General features: G+C 69.3%; 23 protein-coding genes. 10 read left to right on the top strand and 13 right to left on the bottom strand.

The genetic code is table 11. The features are described 5' to 3' along the window. Positions 1 to 90 precede the first annotated feature (90 nt). Together BLT23_RS29720 and BLT23_RS29715 are read right to left on the bottom strand one after the other, a co-directional pair. Positions 91 to 1,185, bottom strand: coding sequence for an ABC transporter ATP-binding protein (locus BLT23_RS29720; RefSeq protein ID WP_090054892.1), 1,095 nt, complete (start codon positions 1,183 to 1,185; stop codon positions 91 to 93). 326 nt (positions 1,186 to 1,511) lie between these two features. Beyond that, a complete protein-coding gene (locus BLT23_RS29715; protein WP_090054891.1) occupies positions 1,512 to 2,306 on the bottom strand; it encodes an NAD(P)H-binding protein in 795 nt (264 codons plus the stop codon). 87 nt (positions 2,307 to 2,393) lie between these two features. Between BLT23_RS29715 and BLT23_RS29710 the strand changes: the two genes are divergently transcribed. Continuing rightward, positions 2,394 to 2,744, top strand: coding sequence for a winged helix-turn-helix transcriptional regulator (locus BLT23_RS29710; protein WP_090054890.1), 351 nt, complete (start codon positions 2,394 to 2,396; stop codon positions 2,742 to 2,744). Here the strand turns inward: BLT23_RS29710 and BLT23_RS29705 are convergent. From BLT23_RS29705 to BLT23_RS29695, 3 genes are all read right to left on the bottom strand, one after another. Further along, positions 2,741 to 3,637: a sugar ABC transporter permease gene (locus BLT23_RS29705; protein WP_090054885.1), complete on the bottom strand. Its 897-nt coding sequence runs from the start codon at positions 3,635 to 3,637 to the stop codon at positions 2,741 to 2,743. The genes BLT23_RS29710 and BLT23_RS29705 overlap by 4 nt on opposite strands. 1 nt (position 3,638) lies before the next feature. Then, on the bottom strand, positions 3,639 to 4,517 hold the full coding sequence (locus BLT23_RS29700) for a carbohydrate ABC transporter permease (protein ID WP_176946987.1): 879 nt from the start codon (positions 4,515 to 4,517) through the stop codon (positions 3,639 to 3,641). A gap of 98 nt (positions 4,518 to 4,615) precedes the next feature. Further along, entirely contained in the window at positions 4,616 to 5,872 is a 1,257-nt protein-coding gene (locus tag BLT23_RS29695) for an extracellular solute-binding protein (protein WP_090054880.1), read from the bottom strand. A 221-nt stretch (positions 5,873 to 6,093) separates the two neighbouring features. On the opposite strand from BLT23_RS29695, the gene BLT23_RS29690 reads away from it, so the two are divergent. Both BLT23_RS29690 and BLT23_RS29685 read left to right on the top strand, forming a co-directional pair. Further along, complete coding sequence (locus BLT23_RS29690) at positions 6,094 to 7,134, top strand: LacI family DNA-binding transcriptional regulator (protein WP_090054877.1); 1,041 nt, start codon at positions 6,094 to 6,096, stop codon at positions 7,132 to 7,134. Positions 7,135 to 7,255: 121 nt separating this feature from the next. After that, a complete protein-coding gene (locus BLT23_RS29685) occupies positions 7,256 to 8,359 on the top strand; it encodes a LacI family DNA-binding transcriptional regulator (RefSeq protein WP_090054875.1) in 1,104 nt (367 codons plus the stop codon). Between the two features lie 13 nt (positions 8,360 to 8,372). Here the strand turns inward: BLT23_RS29685 and BLT23_RS41020 are convergent, their stop codons facing one another. Further along, positions 8,373 to 9,029 carry a lipase chaperone gene (locus tag BLT23_RS41020; protein ID WP_090054873.1) on the bottom strand — a complete coding sequence of 219 codons (657 nt, stop codon included), beginning with the start codon at positions 9,027 to 9,029 and terminating at the stop codon, positions 8,373 to 8,375. Positions 9,030 to 9,178: 149 nt separating this feature from the next. Here BLT23_RS41020 and BLT23_RS29675 point away from each other — a divergent pair, with 149 nt between their 5' ends. From BLT23_RS29675 to BLT23_RS29665, 3 genes are all read left to right on the top strand, one after another. Next, positions 9,179 to 9,691 carry a beta-class carbonic anhydrase gene (locus tag BLT23_RS29675; RefSeq protein WP_090054870.1) on the top strand — a complete coding sequence of 171 codons (513 nt, stop codon included), beginning with the start codon at positions 9,179 to 9,181 and terminating at the stop codon, positions 9,689 to 9,691. A gap of 77 nt (positions 9,692 to 9,768) precedes the next feature. Further along, positions 9,769 to 10,638, top strand: coding sequence for an HhH-GPD family protein (locus BLT23_RS29670; protein WP_425434424.1), 870 nt, complete (start codon positions 9,769 to 9,771; stop codon positions 10,636 to 10,638). Next, positions 10,638 to 11,147: a 2'-5' RNA ligase family protein gene (locus tag BLT23_RS29665; RefSeq protein ID WP_090054867.1), complete on the top strand. Its 510-nt coding sequence runs from the start codon at positions 10,638 to 10,640 to the stop codon at positions 11,145 to 11,147. The genes BLT23_RS29670 and BLT23_RS29665 overlap by 1 nt, the downstream gene beginning before the upstream one ends. Here the strand turns inward: BLT23_RS29665 and BLT23_RS29660 are convergent. Next, entirely contained in the window at positions 11,096 to 11,842 is a 747-nt protein-coding gene (locus BLT23_RS29660; protein ID WP_176946973.1) for an alpha/beta fold hydrolase, read from the bottom strand. The genes BLT23_RS29665 and BLT23_RS29660 overlap by 52 nt on opposite strands. Positions 11,843 to 11,857: 15 nt before the next feature. On the opposite strand from BLT23_RS29660, the gene BLT23_RS29655 reads away from it, so the two are divergent. Genes BLT23_RS29655 through BLT23_RS29645 form a run of 3 tightly spaced genes read left to right on the top strand, consistent with a single transcriptional unit; the run spans position 11,858 to position 14,422 of the window. Next, complete coding sequence (locus BLT23_RS29655) at positions 11,858 to 13,309, top strand: M1 family metallopeptidase (RefSeq protein ID WP_090054865.1); 1,452 nt, start codon at positions 11,858 to 11,860, stop codon at positions 13,307 to 13,309. A 10-nt stretch (positions 13,310 to 13,319) separates the two neighbouring features. After that, positions 13,320 to 13,631 carry an antibiotic biosynthesis monooxygenase family protein gene (locus BLT23_RS29650; RefSeq protein ID WP_090054864.1) on the top strand — a complete coding sequence of 104 codons (312 nt, stop codon included), beginning with the start codon at positions 13,320 to 13,322 and terminating at the stop codon, positions 13,629 to 13,631. Next, the gene (locus BLT23_RS29645) at positions 13,628 to 14,422 is read left to right on the top strand and encodes an SIR2 family NAD-dependent protein deacylase (protein ID WP_090054863.1); all 795 of its coding nucleotides are present in this window, start codon (positions 13,628 to 13,630) and stop codon (positions 14,420 to 14,422) included. Before BLT23_RS29650 ends, BLT23_RS29645 begins: the two co-directional genes overlap by 4 nt. Here BLT23_RS29645 and BLT23_RS29640 read toward each other — a convergent pair. Continuing rightward, positions 14,394 to 15,416, bottom strand: a complete 1,023-nt coding sequence (locus tag BLT23_RS29640) for an endonuclease/exonuclease/phosphatase family protein (protein ID WP_245744321.1) — start codon at positions 15,414 to 15,416, stop codon at positions 14,394 to 14,396. The genes BLT23_RS29645 and BLT23_RS29640 overlap by 29 nt on opposite strands. Positions 15,417 to 15,511: 95 nt before the next feature. Here BLT23_RS29640 and BLT23_RS29635 point away from each other — a divergent pair, with 95 nt between their 5' ends. Then, entirely contained in the window at positions 15,512 to 16,144 is a 633-nt protein-coding gene (locus BLT23_RS29635) for a DUF6928 family protein (RefSeq protein ID WP_090054862.1), read from the top strand. A gap of 3 nt (positions 16,145 to 16,147) precedes the next feature. Here the strand turns inward: BLT23_RS29635 and BLT23_RS29630 are convergent, their stop codons facing one another. The 5 genes from BLT23_RS29630 to BLT23_RS29610 all read right to left on the bottom strand — a co-directional run. Continuing rightward, complete coding sequence (locus BLT23_RS29630) at positions 16,148 to 16,987, bottom strand: hypothetical protein (RefSeq protein WP_090054861.1); 840 nt, start codon at positions 16,985 to 16,987, stop codon at positions 16,148 to 16,150. A gap of 2 nt (positions 16,988 to 16,989) precedes the next feature. Beyond that, entirely contained in the window at positions 16,990 to 18,117 is a 1,128-nt protein-coding gene (locus tag BLT23_RS29625) for a WXG100 family type VII secretion target (RefSeq protein WP_090054860.1), read from the bottom strand. Between the two features lie 6 nt (positions 18,118 to 18,123). After that, a complete protein-coding gene (locus BLT23_RS29620) occupies positions 18,124 to 18,438 on the bottom strand; it encodes an ESX-1 secretion-associated protein (RefSeq protein ID WP_090054855.1) in 315 nt (104 codons plus the stop codon). Continuing rightward, positions 18,435 to 19,034, bottom strand: a complete 600-nt coding sequence (locus BLT23_RS29615) for a YbaB/EbfC family nucleoid-associated protein (protein WP_090055399.1) — start codon at positions 19,032 to 19,034, stop codon at positions 18,435 to 18,437. Before BLT23_RS29615 ends, BLT23_RS29620 begins: the two co-directional genes overlap by 4 nt. Positions 19,035 to 19,283: 249 nt before the next feature. After that, the coding region (locus BLT23_RS29610; protein WP_143036089.1) for an AAA family ATPase at positions 19,284 to 19,991 on the bottom strand (708 nt) is incomplete at its 5' end.

The raw sequence follows: 19,991 nt of genomic DNA, 5'->3' as shown, positions 1-19,991 counted from the left end.
CCCTCGATCAGGTAATGGAAACCGTTGTCGAGTTCATATTACGACACGAAAAAGCCCCCGGCGGTCACGCCGGGGGCTTTCGCGTGTGACTCACGCCTCCAGGCGCTCGCCCGATTCGGGGTGGAACAGGTGGATCTCGCTGTGGTCGCGCACGGCGACCTTGACCGTCTGGCCCAGGGTCGGCGGCGTGCGGCCGTCGACGCGGACGACGAAGCGCTGCGAGCCGTCACCGATCTTCACCGCGCCGTGCACGAGCGCGTCCGCACCGAGCTCCTCGACGAGCTCGACCGCCATCTCCATGCCCTCCTCGGACGACGGCACGATGCCGAGCGCCTCGGGACGGATGCCGAAGGTGACCTCGTCCAGCCCACCGGCCGCGGCGAGCGCGTCCCGCGACAGCGGCACGATGACGCCGTCGAGCTTCGCGCCCTCCGACGTGATCGGCACGGTCTTGAGGTTCATGGCGGGCGAGCCGATGAAGCCCGCGACGAACGCGTTGGCCGGCTTGTCGTACAGCGCGCGAGGCGTGTCGCACTGCTGGAGCAGACCGTCCTTGAGCACCGCGACGCGGTGACCCATCGTCATGGCCTCGACCTGGTCGTGCGTGACGTAGATCGTCGTCGTGCCCAGGCGCTGCTGGAGCGCGGCGATGTTCGCACGCGTCTCGACACGCAGCTTCGCGTCCAGGTTGGACAGCGGCTCGTCCATGAGGAACACGGAGGGCTCACGCACGATGGCGCGACCCATCGCGACACGCTGACGCTGACCACCGGACAGCGCCTTCGGCTTGCGCTCCAGGTACTTGGTGAGGTCGAGCATCTTGGCGGCCTCTTCGACCTTCGCCTTGATCTCGGTCTTGCTCACACCGCGCAGCTTGAGCGCGAAGCCCATGTTCTCCGCGACGGTCATGTGCGGGTACAGCGCGTACGACTGGAACACCATCGCGATGTCCCGGCCCTTCGGCGGCACGTTGGTGACGTCCTTGCCACCGATGTGGATGGCGCCCTCGTCGACGTCCTCGAGACCGGCGAGCATGCGCAGCGCGGTCGACTTGCCCGAACCGGACGGGCCGACCAGCACCAGGAACTCGCCGTCGGAGACTTCGAGCGACAGCTCGTCGACAGCGCGGACCGGCGGGTTGCCGGGGAAGATCCGCGACGCCTTGACGTAGGACACCTCTGCCATGTGACGCACCTTTCACCTTGTCTGAGCGCGACGTTAGGCATTGCAAGCGCTTACGGGAACAGTCGTAAGCGCTTACGTTGGGACGTAAGCGCTTACGTCCCAACCAAATGAGACGTGCGTGGCAGTGCCGTTCGCGGCTCGATGGCCGCGAGCGGGCGCCGCGAAGTTGGTGCAGGGCGCCGGAAACTGGCACAGTTGAAGGTAGAGACCGTGTTCCATGGCGCCTAGGCACTGCCGAACGCCTCGTCCTAAGGCCGCTCTTTCGCAGGGCGGCCTTAGTGCTGTCATCGGGCCAGAACGCCCCCGCTACCTCGACCTGCTCGACCTCAGCGGAACGCGCCCGCGTTCCGCTCGGCCCACGCCGCGAACCCGGTGGCAGCCCGCCCGGTCACCTTCTCCACATCACCGCTGACGGCCTGCTCCGCGGCAGTCGGCTCGCCGAGGATCTTCAACGTCCCGTCCACCACAACAGGCGGCATGAACCGCAGCATCTGCGCCCGAGCCTCGTCCGCGGACTGCTCCACGAACCGGATCTCCCGCCCCAGCACCGATGAGAGCGCTCCAGCGCGCTCCCGGGGAGTCAGCGCCTCCGGCCCGGTCAGCACGTAGGTCCGCCCCTCGTGCCCACCGGCCAACGCCTCGGCGGCCACGGCGGCGATGTCGGCCGGATCGACGAACGGCAACGCGACGTCCGCGAACGGAGCCGCGCAAACCCCGTGCTCACGCACCGGCTCGGCCCAGGCGTAGGTGTTGGAGAAGAACCCGCTCGGCCGCAGGATCGTCCACTCCAGGCTCGACTGCCGCACGACGTCCTCGAACGACGCCAGCACGGCGTGCGGCAGCAGCCCCGGCCGCGTCCCGGCCCCCTGCGACGACAGCAGCACCACGCGCCGCACCCCGCCCGCCTTCGCCACGTCCAGCAGACCGGCCACGTCGGTGTCCGGCCGCAGCAACTCGCCGCCGAGCAGCAGGAACAACGCCTCCGCCCCGGCGACGACGGGCTCCAGCGTCGCCGGCGAGGCGAGGTCCACGGCAGGCCGTGAAACGCCGACGGCCTTGTCTCCCAGGAGTTCCATCAACGAACGTCCGACGTTCCCGGTCGCCCCAGTCACCACGATCACTTGCAAGCTCCTCAGCCGTTGAATTGGTGTCGCGGCGAAAGCTAGCATCGCGGGGATAGCAGGTACCTAGAGGAAAGTGACTATCCGATGGAGTCCGAACTGGCCTGCCCGATCGCGCCCGTGGTCGACCTGGTCTTCAGCAGGTGGACGACGCCGATCCTGTGGACGTTGAACGAGCACGGCCGGCTGCGGTTCGTGGAGCTGGAGCGGCGGATCGGCACGATCACGCCGAAGGTGCTGACGCAGCGGCTGCGGCAGATGGAGCGCGACGGGCTCGTCACGCGGACGTACCACCCGGAGGTTCCTCCGCGGGTGGAGTACGAGATCAGCGAGCTGGGGCGCAGTCTCGCGCCGGTCTTCCACGGGCTCGCCGAGTGGTCGAAGCGCAACCTGGCCAAGGTCGACGAGGCCAGGTCGCGCTACGACGGGACGAACTAGCCCTTCACGGCGCCGGACGCGAGGCCCTGCACCAGGAAGCGCTGCACCAGGTAGAACACGATGATCGCGGGGATCGCGACCAGGATCGACGCGGCGGCCAGGTGGCCCCACTCGGTCCTGTTCTGCTGCACGAACACCTGCAGGCCGACGGCCAGGGTCTTCGACTCGTCCGCGGCGGACAGGAACGCCGACGCGAACGCCACCTCGCCCCAGGCCGTCAGGAACGCGTAGAACGACGTGACGGCGAGGCCCGGCTTGGCGAGCGGGAGGATCAGCCGCCAGAACACGCCGAACGGGGACAGGCCGTCCACGCGCCCGGCCTCGTCGATGTCGGCGGGGACCGTGTCGAAGTAGCCCTTCAGCATGTAGGTGCAGAACGGGACAGCGGTCGTGCAGTAGACGAGCACGAGGCCGATCGAGGTTCCGTTGAGCCCCAACGCGATCAGGATGTTGTACAGCGGCACGATGAGCACCGCGAACGGGAACATCTGCACCAGCAGGAACGACATCATCAGGCCGCGCTTGCCGGGGAACCGGAACCGCGACGCCGCGTAGCCCGCCGTCGCCGAGATGAACACGCCGAGCACGGTCGTCATCAGCGCGATCAGCACGGAGTTGCCGAACCAGGCGATGAAGTCGCCCTTCTCGCCGGACAGCACGCGGCTGTAGTTGTCCAAAGAGGACTCGTTGAACAGCTTCGGCGTCGGTTCGACGGCGCGGGCGTCCGGCTTCAGGGACGTGATGAAGACCCAGAAGACCGGGAACACCGCGATGACCGAGGCGACGATCAGCGTGGCGTGCAAGGCGATCGAGGCGCCCTTGGACCTGTCCGCGCGGCGCAGCCGGCGTTCAGGGGCCTTCACGACCTGGAGAGACGAAGCATCGAGCGTCACGTCACCACACCTCGCCCTGCTTGCGCAGCGCCCGCCGGTAGATCGTGGCGAACACCAACAACACCGAAAGGATCAGCACGCCGTAGGTCGACGCGATGGCGTAGTCGCGGGACGCGCCGGAGAAGAAGCGCTCGAACGCGTAGGTGACCAGGATGCGGGCGTTCGGGTTCGGGCCCGCGATCAGGTAGATCACCGGGAACATGTTGAACGTCCAGATGATGCCCAGCAGGACCACCGTCGACGACACCGAGCGCAGGCCCGGCAGCGTCACGTGCCGGAACCGCTGCCACGGCGTGGCGCCGTCCACCTCGGCCGCCTCGTAGAGGTCGCCGGGGATCGACTGCAGGCCGCCGAGCAGCGCCACCATCATGAACGGCACGCCGAGCCAGGTGTTCACGATGATCACCGACACCAGCGCCCAGTTCGACTGGCCGAGCCAGACCGGGTCCGGCAGGCCGATCGCGCGCAGGAACTGGTTGATGATCCCGTACTGCGCGTTGAACATGTACTTCCACGCGAACGCGCTGATGAACGCGGGCACGGCCCACGGCAGGATCAGCATCACGCGGTAGAGCGCCCGGCCGCGCACCTGGCGGTTGAGCAGCATCGCCAGGCCGAGGCCGATCGTGTAGTGCAGGAACACGCAGGAGAACGTCCAGATGAGCGTGCGGACGAGCGTGTCCCAGAACGCGCCGAACGACTCGCCGCCGGACAGCACGTTGATGTAGTTCTTGAAGCCCACCACGTCGAAGCTCGCCGGACGGTCGAGGTTCGGGTTGGCGATGTTGCCCTCGTTGATGTTCGTGAAGGTGAAGAACACGCCCTGGGCGAGCGGGTAGAGCACCAACACCGCGATGACCACCACGACCGGCAGCACCATCGCGTACGCGTACCAGTACCGGTCCAGGAACCGACGCACCGAGATCTCCCCTCAGGTGAGCGGCCGGGGACTGCGCGCCCCCGGCCGCTCGGCACTTGTCAGCCGATGGAGTACTCGGGGACGACCTTGTCCTTGTACGCCTGGGCGACCTCGTCGAGCGCCGCCTTGGCGTCCTTCTTGCCGGCCAGGAAGTCCGCGTAGCCGACCTTCAGCGGGTCGAAGAGCTCGCCGCCCTCCGGGATCCACGGACGCTCGTGCGCGGTCTTGGTGACCGGCTCGAACGCGGAGACGACGGCGTTGGCCTTCACGTCGGCGTTCTCGTAGGCCGACTTGCGGGTCGGCAGCAGGCCCAGCTCCTTGGCGATGGTCGCCTGCGACTCGGCCGACGCCATGCACTGGATGAGCTTGATGGACGACTGCTTCGCCTTGGTGCCCTGGCGGATCACGTAGTCGTGGCCGCCGACGGGGGCGCTGCCCTTGTCCGCGGACGGGCCGGGGACGGGGGCGATGCCGAGGTTGGCCGGGTCGCTGAACGCGGCGCCCTTGAGGTAGTCGGCGACGGCCCACGGGCCGTTGATGACCATCGCGGCCTCACCGGAGGAGAACGCGGCCTGCATGTTCGAGTAGGAGTTCGTCGCGTCGAGCGCCGTGGTGGCGGCCTTCGCGTCGAGCAGGCCCTTCGCGGTCTCCAGCGCCTTCACGTTCTCCGCGGAGTTCACGACGATCTTCTTGGCGGACGCGTCGACTAGGTCGCCGCCCTCGCCGTAGATGAACGGCAGCGCGTAGTACGCGTCGTTGTTGAGGAAGAACGCCTTCTCGCCACCCAGCTTGGCGGCCGCGGCCTTGAGCTCGTCCCACGTCTTCGGCGGCTCGACACCCGCCTCGGCGAGCTTCTGCTTGTTGTAGAGCAGCGCGAGCGAGTCGGTCACCTGCGGCACGGCGTAGGTCTTGCCCTCGTACTTCGTGGAGCCCAGCGGGGCGTCCAGGAAGTCGGAGGTGTCCTTCGCGAGGTCGGTGTCGGACAGGTCGGCGACGTAGCCCAGCTTCGCGAGCTGCGGCACCCACGCGACCTCGGAGCGGAAGACGTCGGGGCCCTGGCCACCCTGGGCGGCGGTCTTGTAGTTGTTGAGCGCGCCGTCGAACGCCTGCGTCTCAACCTTGACCTTGTAGCCGTCCTTGGTCGCGCACTCCTCCGCGATCTTCTTGAAGACCGGGCTCTCGTTGGGACCACTGGTGTCCCAGAAGGTCACTTCGCCCGAGTCGGATCCGCTGTCACTCGACCCGCCGCCTCCGCAGGCGGTGAGCACGAGGGCGACACCCGTCGCCATGGCGGTCACGAGGGTTGTCCGTCGCATCGTTGCTGCCGTTCCCTCCAGCTGGGCCTCATCTCCGAGTGAGATGAGGGTCTTGCAAGGTTTTGCGAGAATGTTGCGGGCGATTTCACTACCCCAACCATGGTCAGGTCAAGACGTCGACCGTAACCAAGCCGTAACGGCCCTGTCTTGCAATCACTCGTTGCAAATTTTTTCTTAACACGGCAGGCTTGCGTCCGTACCGAGCGTGAGCAGGAGGCAACGTGTCCGGACTGTCCGAGATCGCCAGGGCAGCCGGGGTGTCCATCTCCACCGTCAGCCGGGTCCTCAACCGGCGCGCGGGAGTCAACGAGGAGACCAGGCAGCGGGTGCTGTCGGTGCTCGCGGAGATGCCGTACACCCCGCGCGGGCTCGGCGCCCTCCAGCGCACCGGCGTGATCGGCCTGCTCGTGCCGGAGCTGTCGAACCCGGTCTTCCCCGCGTTCGCCGAGGCGCTGGAGACGCGGGCGGCGCGCCTGGGCTACTCGTCGCTGCTGTGCAACACCCGCAGCGGCGCGCCGATGGGCGAGGAGGAGTACGTCCGGATGCTCCTGGCCCGCGGGGTCGAGGGCATGGTGTTCGTGTCACCGGAGATCACCAACGTCGAGGTGCCGCTCGGTCAGGCGCCCCGCCCGAGCTACTACGCGAAGCTCCTCGCGGACGGCGTGCACATGGTCTTCCTGAACGGTGCCACCCCGGCTCTGGACGTGCCCGACGTGACGGTGGACGAGCAGCTGGCGGGCTACATGGCCACCAAGCACCTGATCGAGCTCGGCCACGAGCGGATCGGGTTCGTCTCCGGTCCCGCGCGGTCGCTGCCCTCGCGGCTCAAGCGCGCCGGGTGGGCCGCGGCGCTGGAGGAGAACCACCTGCCGGCGGGCTCCGAGTACGTCTCGCACGGCCCGTTCAGCGCGGAGGGCGGTGGCGTGGCGGTGGCGAAGCTGCTGGACACGGTGTCGCCGACCGCGGTGATCTGCTCGTCGGACCACATGGCGCTCGGCGTCATGCGGGAGGCACACCAACGGGGGATCTCGGTACCGGACGACCTGTCCGTGGTCGGGTTCGACGACATCCCGTTCGCCGCCTACTGCTCGCCCGCTTTGACGACGCTGGCGCAGCCGATCGAGGAGATGGCGGCGGCCGCGATCGACGAGCTGGTGCTCCGGCTCGACCCGGATCGGCGCAGGCAGGGCAACGACAACTACACCCGCGTCTTCCGGCCGCGGCTCGTCGCGCGCGAGTCCGCGGCACCACCGCGACGCTGACTCATTTGGTCTGGACCAATTTCTGAACAAGCCAGATGGAGCCACCTGCGCGGATGCGTCATTGGAGGGACGCAGGTCACCCTCACTTCACGAATTGGTTCTGAACCGTTACGGTCCTTTCATGGCGCGGTCGATGCATGTGCGACGTCCGGCGACGCTGGCCTCTCTGGCCGCTGAGCTGGGCGTTTCCCGGACAACGGTGTCCAACGCGTACAACCGTCCCGACCAGCTCTCCCCCGAGCTGAGACGGCGGGTGTTGGACACGGCCCGAAGGCTGGGTTATCCCGGCCCGGATCCTGTGGCGCGCTCGTTGCGCACGCGCAAGGCCGGGGCGGTGGGCCTGCTGCTCACCGAGAACCTCTCCTACGCGTTCCGCGACCCTGCCGCCATCGGCTTCCTGGAGGGCCTGGCGCTCGCGTGCGAGGACGCCGGCACGGGCCTGCTGCTGGTGCCCGCGAACCCCGAGCGCGAGGACGTCGCGGCCGTCCACCGGGCAGGCGTCGACGGCTTCGTCGTCTACTCCGTCCCCGACGACGACCCGCACCTCGCCGCCGTGCTGGAGCGGCCCGTCCCGACCGTGGTCTGCGACCAGCCGGACATCGGCACCGTCGACCGCGTCGGCATCGACGACCGCGGCGCGATGTACGAGCTCGCCAGGCACCTGATCGAGCTGGGCCACCGGCGCATCGGCGTCGTCTGCATGCGGCTCGCACGCGACCGCAACGACGGCTTCGTGACGCCGGACCGCCAGCACGCCGCGCACTTCCACGTGCAGCGCAACCGCCTGACGGGCCTCGCCGAGGCGTTCAGCGAGGCGGGCGTCGACTGGTCGCAGGTGCCCGTGGTCGAGCGGTTCGACCACAACATGGCCTCCGGCGCGTCCGGCGCCGCCCAGGTGCTCGACCGGGACCCGCAGGTCACCGCGTTGATCTGCACCTCGGACGTGCTGGCGCTGGGTGCGCTCACCGAGGCCGCCCGGCGCGGCCTGCGCGTGCCGCACGACATCACCGTCACCGGCTTCGACGGCATCCGCGCGGGCGAGGAGGCCGGGCTCACGACGGTCCGCCAGCCGGTGCTGGAGAAGGGCCGCGCGGCGGGCAAGCTGCTGCTCGACACCAACGAGCGGTCGCGGCCGAGGTCGGTCAACCTGGCCACGGAGCTGATCATCGGCAAGACGTCCGGCGGGCCGCGCGGCGGTGCAGAGGAGCGCTGGTTCGGGCCGTGACGGGCCGGGGCGCTCAGCCCTCCAGCCGGAAGACGACGGGCGAGCTGGTCCTCCCGGCCAGCTTCGCCACCAGCAGGTAGTCACCCGCCCCCAGCCTGGTGTGCGCACCGCAGCCGGGCTGGGAGGTCGAGCCCGCCCACTTGGTGCCGTAGGTGAAGGCTTCCTTGGGCTGCATCACCCGCACCTCCTTGCCCACCGCCGACAGGCAGTGGTTGCTCGACCACAGCACCGTCGCGCCGTCGGCGGTCAGCACGGCGAGCTCGCGGTGCTCGCGCCCGATGTCCCTGATGCACGGCACCGGTCCGTTGTTGACCACGTCCATCGACAGCTCGGCCTGCGCACCGGCCGGGTAGGACGGCTTGTCCGCCTTCGCCACGACGCCGATCACGTCGTCGGGGCACGCCTGCGGCGGCCCGGGAGGCGGAGCCTGCGTGGTCTCCGAGGGCGGCGGGGTCGTCGACGAGGACGCGGGGGCCGTCTCCGACGCGCTCGGCGGCGGGTTGGAGGACGACGCCGCGGCCGCGTTCGTGGGCTGCACGCCCTCGTCTCCGGACCCGGACACCGCGACGATCCAGATCACGAGCAGCAGCACGGCGAGAGCGGCGCCGACGGCGGCGATGCGGCGGCGCCAGTACACCGTGGACGGCAGCGGTCCAGTGGGCTCGGTCACCGCCCGAACGTAACCGGACCTGCGGGAATCCAGTCGTAGGCGAGCATCGCTCGATCCGGTGAACGTGACATTGCCCCAAACCCCTTGTGAACACGCGCTCGCTGAAGTTCCATCGCTGTGGGGGTCCGCCGGAGGCCGTGGAGGGTGACATGACCGCGATCGACGAACTGCTCAAGCGGAACTACGAGCTCGGCAACGTGGTTCCCGGTGACCGTTCGTCCCCGAAGCCGTCCCTGCAGATCGCGATCCTGACGTGCATGGACTCGCGCATCCGGGTGTTCGAGATCTTCGGGTTGAAGCAGGGTGAGGCGCACGTGCTCCGCAACGCGGGCGGCGTCGTCACCGACGACATGGTCCGCTCGCTCGCGTTGAGCCAGCGCAAGCTCGGCACCCGCGAGGTGCTGCTGGTCCACCACACGAACTGCGGCCTCGAGATGGTCACCGAGGACGAGTTCAAGGACGAGCTGGAGTCCGACACGGGCCTGCGCCCGCCGTGGGCCGTCGAGGCGTTCAAGGTGGTCGAGCAGAGCGTGCGCGGCTCGATGGCACGGCTGCGCCGCAGCCCGTTCATCCCGTACACCGACAAGATCCGGGGCTTCGTCTACGACGTGCACACCGGTGAGCTGCGCGAGGTCGACGCGGCCGAGACCCAGGCGGCCTGACCTTTCCGCACGCGGGGGCCCTTCGTACTGTCACACAGTACGAAGGGCCCCCGCGTGCGTTTGGGAAGATGGCGGTGATGAATCACGAGTTGCTGCTGAGCTGGTGGGACACGGCCGCCCGGGACCTGCCGTGGCGCCGCCCCGACTGCACCGCCTGGGGTGTGCTGGTCAGCGAGATCATGCTGCAGCAGACGCCCGTCTCCCGCGTCGAGCCGATCTGGCACGAGTGGCTGGCCAAGTGGCCGGTGCCCTCCGCGATGGCCGCGTCGTCGCAGGGCGAGGTGCTGCGCATGTGGGGCAAGCTCGGCTACCCGCGCCGCGCGTTGCGGCTGCACGAGGCCGCCACGGCCATCGCCCGCGACCACGGCGACGTCGTGCCGTCGGACGTCGAGGTCTTGGAGTCGTTGCCCGGCATCGGCAGCTACACGGCCCGTGCCGTGGCCACGTTCGCGTACGGGCAGAAGTGCGCCGTGGTGGACACGAACGTCCGTCGGGTCGTCGCACGCGCTGTGCACGGCGCCGGTGACGCCGGCCCGCCGTCGACCAAGCGGGACCTCCGGGACGTCGAGGCGATCCTGCCGGAAGACCAGCACGACGCCGCGGTGTTCTCGGCGGCGCTGATGGAGCTCGGGGCGTTGGTCTGCACGGCCAAGAACCAGAAGTGCGCCGACTGCCCGCTCTTCGCCGAGTGCGCCTGGCAGCTCGCGGGCCGCCCCGCCTACGCGGGACCGGAGAAGAAGGCGCAGAAGTTCGCCGGAACCGACCGGCAGGTGCGCGGCAAGCTGCTGGACGTCCTGCGGGGCGCTCCGGGACCGGTGCCGAAGGCGCAGCTCGACATCGTCTGGCACGACCTCACGCAGCGGGAGAAGTGCCTGGTCTCGCTGCTCGACGACGGTCTGGTCGAACAGACCCGCGACGGTCTCTTCGCGCTGCCGGGAGAGCACTGATGCACGCGCTGGTGGCGTTCTTCGACGACGAGGCGGACCGGAAGATCCGCGACCTGCAACGGCGTGTCGGCGCGCAGCAGCAGTACGCGCCCCACCTCACTTACGCCGCCGCGACCACCATCGGCCCGAAGGTCCGCAAGGAGCTGCGCGAGGACCTCGAACGCCTCTGGCTGCCGGACCTGTGGCTGCACACCCTCGGCACGTTCTCGACCACCGACAACGTCCTGATGCTCGGCGCCGTAGTCGACACCGAACTGCTCGCGGTCCACTCCGCCATCCACGACGTGCTGGCGAGCAAGGTCAAGAACCCCAGCGCCTACTACCTCCCCGGCAACTGGGTGCCGCACTGCACCCTCGCCCACGACCTGGACGACGAGCGGACGAAGGCGGCGTTCGCGCAGGTCTTCCCGGTCGAGCCGATCAGGGCGAAGGTCCGCGAGGTGTCGGTCGTCGACACTCAGACCGGCGAGATCGACGTGCTCAAGAAGGCTTCCACGGCTCCGCGGTAAACCCACGGCGCGCTCTCGTGCACGATGTGCCCCGCCTCCCCGACGTAGAGGTGCTGCCCGCCGGAACGCCGGGCCGCCTCCGCCATCTGCCCCGGTAGCTGCCCGCCCCTGCCCGCTTCGACGACGAGCGACGGGCACCGCACGGCGTCGATGAAGTCCCAGTACGCGCGCGTGCCCCAGTGCGCCGCGATCTCGTACAGGTCGTCCATCTCGGCGATGAGGTGCCAGCCGTCCTCACGCTCCTCGAAGTACTCGGCGAACACCGGCGAGCCGAAGTACGACGTCACGTGCGAGAGCGACTGGAACGGCACCGGCCAGGCGTCGAAGAGCCACCTCCACTCGTCGACGGTGCGGCCCCTGTTGTCCGGCGCGAAGTCCTCGACGACAATCGCGCGCACCAGGTCCGGACGGGTCGCCGCGAGACACCACGCGTGCAGCCCGCCCATGGAGTGCCCGATCACCACGGCCGGTCCGAGGCCGAGCTCCTCGATCGCGGCGGCGGCGTCGTCCACGAAGTCCTCGGTGCGGAACGGCCCCCGCCGCGGGTTGCGGCCGTGCCCGCGCTGGTCGACCGCGACGACCCTGCCGAACGGCCGCAGCCACTGCGCGACCGGCCACCAGGCGGTGGCCCTGCTCATCAGGCCGTGCAGCAGCAGCACGCCCTGACCCGTTCCGCCGAACTCCACCACCGACACAGGGATGATTAACGCATGAAGGCCCGTCCGTACCTGATCGCCCTGGTGTTGATCGTGCTCGTCGCCGGGCTGCTCGTCGTGTTCCGAACCCCCGGCGGCGACCTGTCCGGTCAGCCGCGGACGACGTCACCGGAGGCCGCCGTCGAGGCAGGCGCCGGCGCGGGCGACGCCTACTACCCGCTCGACGGCAACAGCGGCTACGACGTCACGCTCTACGACCTCGCGATCACGTACGACCCCGCCTCCAAGCGGCTCGACGGCGTCGCGACGATCACCGCGACCGCCACCCAGGACCTCGCCCGCTTCAACCTCGACCTGGACGCCCTGGAGGTCAGCGAGGTGCGGGTGGGCGGGCAGCCCGCGAAGTTCGCCACCGAGGGCGAGCACGAGCTGGTGATCACGCCCTCCGCCCCGCTCGCGAAGGACCGGCCGTTCACCGCCGTCATCACCTACGGCGGCACGCCCACGACGATCAACGACGCATCGCTGGGCCGCAGCGGCTGGCAGATCTCGTCGACCGGCGGCGCGTTCGCCGCGGGCCAGCCGCACTCCGCGACGACGTGGTTCCCGGCCAACGACACGCCGCGCGACAAGGCGGCGCTGAAGGTCCGGGCCCGCGTCCCCGACGGCTGGACGGCCATCTCGAACGGCCTGGAGAGCCCGCCGCGGCGCGAGGGCGGCTGGACGACGTTCACCTGGACCGAGGAGACGCCGCTCGCGACCTACCTCGCGACCGTCGCGATCGACAAGTTCGAGGTCGTGCGCTCGACGCTGCCCGACGGCACGCCCGTCGTGGACGCGTACGCGCCCGGCACGTCCGCCTCGAAGAAGCCGATCCAGTCGCGGCTGCCGGAGGTCCTCGGCTTCCTGGAGACGAAGTTCGGCCCGTACCCGCAGCGCGCGGCCGGCGGCATCTGGGTGGCGGACCAGATCGGGTTCTCGCTGGAGACGCAGACCAGGCCGATCTACGCGTCGTGGGCCGACCTGGAGACGCTCGTGCACGAGAACGCCCACCAGTGGTTCGGCGACTCCGTGTCGCTGCAGAACTGGGCGGACATCTGCCTCAACGAGTGCCTCGCCTCCTACTCGCAGTGGCTGTGGGCGGAGAAGGAGGGCGCCGACCTCGACGACCGCTACCGCGGGCGGGTCGAGGAGCTGCGCTCCCGGTCGTCGTTCTGGGCGCCGAAGCTCTACGACATGGGCCAGGGCAACGAGTTCCGCGGCGTCTACGACAAGGGCATCCTCGCCGTGCACGCGCTGCGCAAGCAGGTCGGCGACGACGTGTTCTTCAAGGCCCTGCGGTCGTGGGCGGAGAAGCACCGCGACTCGAACGCCTCCTGGCCGGAGTTCGAGCAGCACTACGCCGAAGCGTCCGGACAGGACCTGACGGCGTTCTTCCGCGCCTGGTTCCACGAGTCGGGCGTCCCACAGGAGCAGTTCCTGCTGCCTGCCGGGGTGCGGCGCTAACCTGGGTGCCATGGCAGTCGTGAAGATCAACGCGATCAAGGTCCCCGAGGGCGCGGGCCCCGAGCTGGAGAAGCGGTTCGCCCACCGCATGGGCGCGGTCGACGACCAGCCGGGCTTCCTCGGCTTCGAGCTCCTCCGGCCGGTGGCGGGCGACGACCGCTACTTCGTCGTCACGCGCTGGGAGTCGCACGAGGCGTTCGTGGCCTGGCGGGACAGCGAGGCCAACGCCGCCGCCCACGCCGGTGAGCGCACGAAGCCCGTGGCGTCCGGTGCCGACCTGCTGGAGTTCGAGGTCGTGCTGGGCAGCAAGCCCCAGCGGTGAACGAGGCGTACGACAGAGCCGCCGAGCTGATCGTCGGCGCGGACGCGCTGCTCGTCTGCGCCGGCGCCGGCATGGGCGTCGACTCCGGCCTGCCCGACTTCCGCGGCACCGAGGGCTTCTGGCGGGCCTACCCGCCCTACGAGCGGCTCGGGCTGAAGTTCGAGGAGATCGCCGACCCCGCCCACTTCGCCGACGACCCGGCGCTGGCCTGGGGCTTCTACGGCCACCGGCTGCACCTCTACCGCGACACGGTGCCGCACGAGGGCTTCGAGGTCCTGCGGTCGTGGGGTGCCCGCGTGTTCACGTCCAACGTGGACGGCCAGTTCCAGAAGGCCGGGTTCACCGACGTGGCGGAGGTCCACGGGTCGATCCACCACGTCCAGTGCGTCGAGCCGTGCCGCGACGAGATCTGGGAGTGCTCGTTCGACGTCGAGGTCGACCCCGTGACGATGCGGGCCGTGGGCGAGCTGCCCTCGTGCCCGAACTGCGGCGGTCTCGCGCGGCCCAACATCCTGATGTTCGGCGACTGGGGCTGGGTGCCGCACCGCAGCCAGGCGCAGCTCGACGCGCTGAACCAGTGGCGGCGGAGCCACCGGAACCTGGTCGTGCTGGAGATCGGGGCCGGTACCGCGGTGCCGACCGTGCGGCGTCAGGCGGAGCTCGCCAGCGCCGCGTCCGGGGCGCTGGTCAGGATCAACGTCCGCGAGCCGGAGGTCAGGCACGGCCGTGGCGTGTCGCTGCCGGTGGGCGCGCTGGAAGCCCTCACAACCTTGGCACGACGAACTGCGTGACGACGGCCCGGTGGTCGCTGCCGGGCAGGTCGAACACGTCCAGCGTGTCGACGGGACACCGCGCGTCCACCAGGACGTGGTCGATCGTGACCGGCGGCGGCCAGAGCCCGCTCCGGCTCGGCCACGTGTGGACCAGCCCCTTGCCGACCTGGTCGGCGGCGTCCACGTACCCCTTGTTCAGCAGCCGCCGCAGGCCGACGTGGTCGAGCGTGGCGTTGAAGTCGCCCGCGAGCACCCTCACCGCGCCGGTCGAGTCGGGCACGGGCATCCCGGCCAGCTCCCGCTGCCACGGCTCCGGCCCGTCGGTGACGACCGGCGGCAGCGGGTGCACCGAGACGACCTCGATGTCCTTGCCCGGCAGGTCCACCAGCGCCGCGGCCTGCCGCAACGTGGACGGCGGGGTCAGGTTCCGCTGCGTGAGCGGGTACCGCGAGGCGATGCCGCTGCCCGACCCGCCCGGCTCGTCGAGGAACACCCGGTGCGGCAGCACGTCGTCGAGCCCGGCCCGGTCGAGGTCGCGCACCATCTCCGGCGTCAGCTCCTGCATCGCGAGGACGTCGACCCGCCGCGCCTTCACCTCCCTGACCACCGCCTCGGCGTCCGCCTTGCCCACCAGCAGGTTCGCCGTCATCAGCCGCACCTGCTGACCGACGCCGTTCGGCCGCGCGTCCGGGAACGCCCGCGGCGCCACGTTGGCGACCAGCACGACGGCCACGATGGTCGTCGTCAGCCCGACCACCCACCGCCTGCGCAACAGCGCGAGCAACCCGACGAGCAGCCCCGCGACGGTGAAGTACGGGGTCAGCGACGTCGCGGCGATCATGTACCTGGACCCGTCGATGCCGAGCAGCCGGACACCGGCCGCCACCACGAACACCAACGCGCACACGACGAACAGGAACGAGGCGAACCCGTTCCTGCGCGGCTTCACCTCGCTCGCGACCACGTGCAGCAGTGTCGCCGAGTGCTCGTCAGTCTCCCGTGTGGTCGCCACGGTGGGAGGACGGCCGGCGCCACCGGTCCGTTGCCCCGCGAAAATTGTCAGACCCCTCCGTCATGCTGGTCACCACCGCCTGACGAGGGAGAACGATGGGTGCCAAGGACTGGATGCTCTTCTACGCGTCCGACGACGTCAGCAAGGTGCTGCGCTCGTCACCGAGCCTCGACCGGGAGGCCACCAGGGCCTTCGTCGAGCGCCTGTACCCGTCGCACGAGATCCGCCAGATCGAGGACGGCGACCTCGACCACGCCAACCCGCCGGACGGCACGGTCTACGCGGGCGTCTTCGACGGCCTGTCCGTCATCTGCACCGGCGACGCCGCGAACGACTCCCCCACCGACCTGCCGCCGCGCTTCCTCCGCGAAGCCTCCGGCCGCACGCTCTACCTGCACGCCATGCACAGCGTCGTCGACTTCTTCGCGTACGCGATCTGGGAGCCGGACGGCACCCTGCGCCGCTCGTTCAGCCTCTCCCCGGACAGCGGCGTCATCGAGGACCTCGGCACGCCCCTGCCGTTCGAGGAGCGGTTCCTGGCGGGCGACCAGGAGTTCGTGGAGAGCCTGGGCGACGACCACGAGTACCCGTTCCGCTTCCACCCGCTCGACCTCGGCGAGGCCGCGCTGAGGGCGTTGTTCGGATTCAACTTCGAGGGCGTGTGGCAGGAGGACGACCCGGAGCTGGAGGACATCGTGCTGGCCGGGTACACCGTCACGCCCCGCTGACCGTCAGAGCGCCGCCGCGGGATGCCTCGGCCGGACGCCCGGCATCCGGTCGAGCAGCCCGCAGATCGTGTCGACGACACCCATCAGTTCCCCTGGCTGGATGTGGTCGTGCACGACGAGGTAGACGAAGCCCGACTCGAAGGTCAGCCTCAACCGCTTCGCCCACAACGGCAGGTCGCCCTCGCGTTCCATGAGCCAGTGCAGCGCGTCGAAGTTCAGCTCCCTCGCCGCCGCGGCGGGGTCGCTGCTGTACGCGGAGAACTCACGGTCCATCGGCGGGAGCAGCGGTACGGGCAGCCACTCGGCGTTCTCGTTCTTCGCGGTGGCGGCCTTGACGTCGACGATCTCCCGCCACTCCCGTTCGAGCTGGCCGGGAGAGAGCGGCCGGTCGCTGTTGACGCTGTACTTGTCCGGCCGCTTCATCTTCAGCGGGGCCAGCCGGGCCGTGGCGATCTCGATGCGGTGCTCCTGCAACCACCGCACACCGTACCCGCGCGAGTCGTACCGCACGGATGCCTCGGTCACCCTGACGTGCCAGGGACCGCGCTGGAAGTCCAGCGAGAGGTCGAACTGCCGCTTCGACCGGAAGGCGATCGAGAACTCGGTCGTGAAGGGCTTGCAGAGCTCGTCGGTCCACATCGCGGCCTCGTCCGGACCGAGCAGCCTGCCGCCGAGCCGTTGTGCCAGCGGAGCCAGCGCCGCCAGCTGTGCCTCGCGCCGCTTGGCGTGGCTGCGGAAGTGCAGCCAGCGCCGCCCTGCCAGGAACACGACCGAGGCCACGGCGAACGTCAGGAAGTACGGCGTGAGGATGTAGCCGGTCCAGATCTTCTGAAGGATGTCCATGATCAGATGTCCAGATACCCTTCGATGCGCTGCTTCGAGTAGTCGGTCCCCGTCTGGTCGTACTCGTCGGCCTTCTCCTGGATCGACGTGTTCCGCGCGCCCTTCTCGTGAACGAGGTTGCCCTGGGCCAGTGCCTCGTTGCGGATCGCCTCACCCATCGACTTCGTGAAGCCGTTCTGCATCCGTTCGCCGACCACGCCGTCATGGCTGTTGAGCCTGGTGACCGGGTTGGCGCGGAACTTCTCCCACTTGGTCTTGCCCGCGAGCGCGTCGGTCGCCTCCTGGCTGCGGACCTTCTTGTCCGCCATGGCCTTCTTGAACGCGGTGCCGAGGTTCTTGGCCTTGGCGGCCAAGTTGCGCAGGAAGTCCATGATCTTGGTGAGCAGGCCGCGCAGCTTCGCGACGATGCGTGAGACACGGCTGGCCGTGGAGGCGACCCGGACGGTGGTGGCGGCACCGGCGGCGGCCGTCGAGGCGCCCGCGCTCGGGATGGCCGCGGCCAGCGCCGGGATCCAGATCATGATCAGCCAGGTGATCAGCTCGGCGAGGATCGCCTTGATGACGTCCTCGATGATCTGCATGACCATCGACGACATCATCAGCAGCTCGGCCAGCTCACCCGCCTGGCCCGCGACCCCGTCGATGCCGCTCGCGAACTCGCCCAGCCTCGACGCGGCGGCTTCCGACGCCTCACCGCCCCAGGTCGTCACGGTGCTCTGCAGGTCCTCGGTGAACCGCGTGCCGAGGTCGGAGATGCCTTGCGCGATCGCGCCGAAGTTCTCCCCCGCCTGCTGCAACGCCGGACCGTCGCCGCTGACGAAGTGGATCGCGTCCTCCAGCGGCTGCACCACGCTGATCAGGAAGTTCAGGCCCTGACCGACCAGGAAGCCGATCGGGTCGAGCATCATTCCCTGACCCAACTCCACGACCGACGTGACGAGCGCACTGCCTTCGGCCGTCAGCCCCGCGACACCGCCGGTCTCACCCGTCTTGCCCGCGGCTTCCTTCGCCTTGACGAAGTTGCCCCAGATCGGGGCGTTCTCCTCGGCCTTCTGTCCGAGCGTCTTCTCCCCGACGGTGATCTTGATCTGCTGGTCACCGTCGCCCGCGGTGTACTCCTGTTCCGCCATCTCCGCTTATCCCCTGTCGACCTGGATGCCGTCGAGGATCTTCCGCAGAGCCTCTTCCTGGTCGGCGTAGCCCTTCGCCGTGTCGCGGAACTTCCCGATCCCCGAGTCGAGCCCGTCGGTCATGGCGGTGAGCGTGTCCTTCAGGTCGCCGAGCATCTCCGTGTACTGCTGCTTCACGAAGATCCCGACGACACCCCACGACTTGTCACCGACGTCCGACTTGCCCACGAGACCCGTGACCTGGCCCGCGAAGGAGCGGTGCTCCTGCAGCTTGTCCGCGTACGCGTTCAGCTCCTCCGGGTCGACGCTGTACCCGCTCATCGGCCGTCCTCGTCGTCGTAGAGGTTCAGGAACTTGCCGTCCTGCTTGGGCGGCGCGGCGGGCGGTTGCTGCGACGGCCGGGTGTTCCAGCCGTCCTCGCGCAGGACGTTCCGCTCGGCGAAGTCGTCCGGTTGCTCGGGTGCGGGCCTGCGGGGCGGGACGGGGACGCCTGCCTGCGGCGGCGGAGGCGGCGGCACCGGGGGATGGTGCGGAGCCGGTGCGGCGGGCGGTTGCGGGGCCGCTTCCTCGGACCTGACGGCGCGGAGCTCTTCCTTGGACATGCCGAAGAGCTGCGCCTGCGTCTCGAGGACCTGCTCGGAGAGCTTCAGGTCGTCGCCGACGGCGTTCTCGACGATGCCGGCCTGGCGGCGGGCCGCCTCGGCGACGGCCTTCCGCAGGGTGCTCATCAGCTCGGCGGCCAGGGCGTGCGGCGGCCTGCGCATGGCCAGGTCGGTGAGCCGGATGTCCTTGATGGTGCCGGAGGGCCCGGCGACCACCGTCACGGCGCGGTCCGCCGAGGTGGCGACCGCCTCCATCTCGGTCAGCTGCTGCTGCATCTCGCCGATACCGGCGAACTGCTGGTCAACACGCTGCATCTGGGCTTGGAACCGCTCGAACTGAGCGACCAGCTGCTCGAACGCCGCCGACGGCACAGGAACCCCCTAGGTGACACCCCATCTGGCGCGAGATCGCGCGAGACATGGTGACAGGCAGGGGAAGGCGTTCGCGGCGAAACGGGCAAAGTCGCACGGCCCCGCACCGTGCGAGCGATTCCCTTGCCTCACAACGACGACGGCCCCCGGACCGAGGTGGTCCGGGGGCCGCGTCACGTTCCTGCCGCTAGGTCACTCCGACTCGTTCGCCGGGGAGTCCTGCTCGGCAGCCGCCAGCTCGACCGGCGGGGCGTCCGGCACGTTGGTCGGCTTGGACTCGCCGCGGAAGACGAACTTCGCCTTGTCGTGGTTCTCCGAGACGCCGTCCCAGCCCTCGATGTCGGTGATGATGATCTGGCCCGGCTGAAGCTCGCCGAACAGGATCTTCTCCGACAGCTGGTCCTCGATCTCGCGCTGGATCGTGCGGCGCAGCGGGCGGGCGCCCAGCACCGGGTCGAACCCGCGCTTCGCGAGCAGGGCCTTGGCCTTGTCGGTGAGCTCGAGCGCCATGTCCTTGTTCTTCAGCTGCGTCTCGACGCGCGCGATCATCAGGTCCACCATCTTGATGATCTCGTCCTGAGTCAGCTGGTGGAAGACGATGATGTCGTCGATGCGGTTGAGGAACTCGGGGCGGAAGTGCTTCTTCAGCTCGTCGTTGACCTTGTTCTTCATGCGCTCGTAGTTGGACGCGGTGTCCTGACCCGAGGTGAAGCCGAGACCGACTGCCTTGCTGATGTCGGAGGTGCCCAGGTTCGAGGTGAAGATGATGACGGTGTTCTTGAAGTCCACCGTCCGGCCCTGACCGTCGGTCAGGCGGCCGTCCTCCAACACCTGCAGCAGCGTGTTGTAGACCTCCTGGTGGGCCTTCTCGATCTCGTCGAACAGCACCACCGAGAACGG

The sequence above is a fragment of the Lentzea fradiae genome (assembly GCF_900100955.1).
Classification (GTDB): Bacteria; Actinomycetota; Actinomycetes; order Mycobacteriales; family Pseudonocardiaceae; genus Lentzea; species Lentzea fradiae.
Note: the sequence above shows the minus strand (reverse complement) of the source record. Positions and strands in the feature narration are given on the sequence as shown.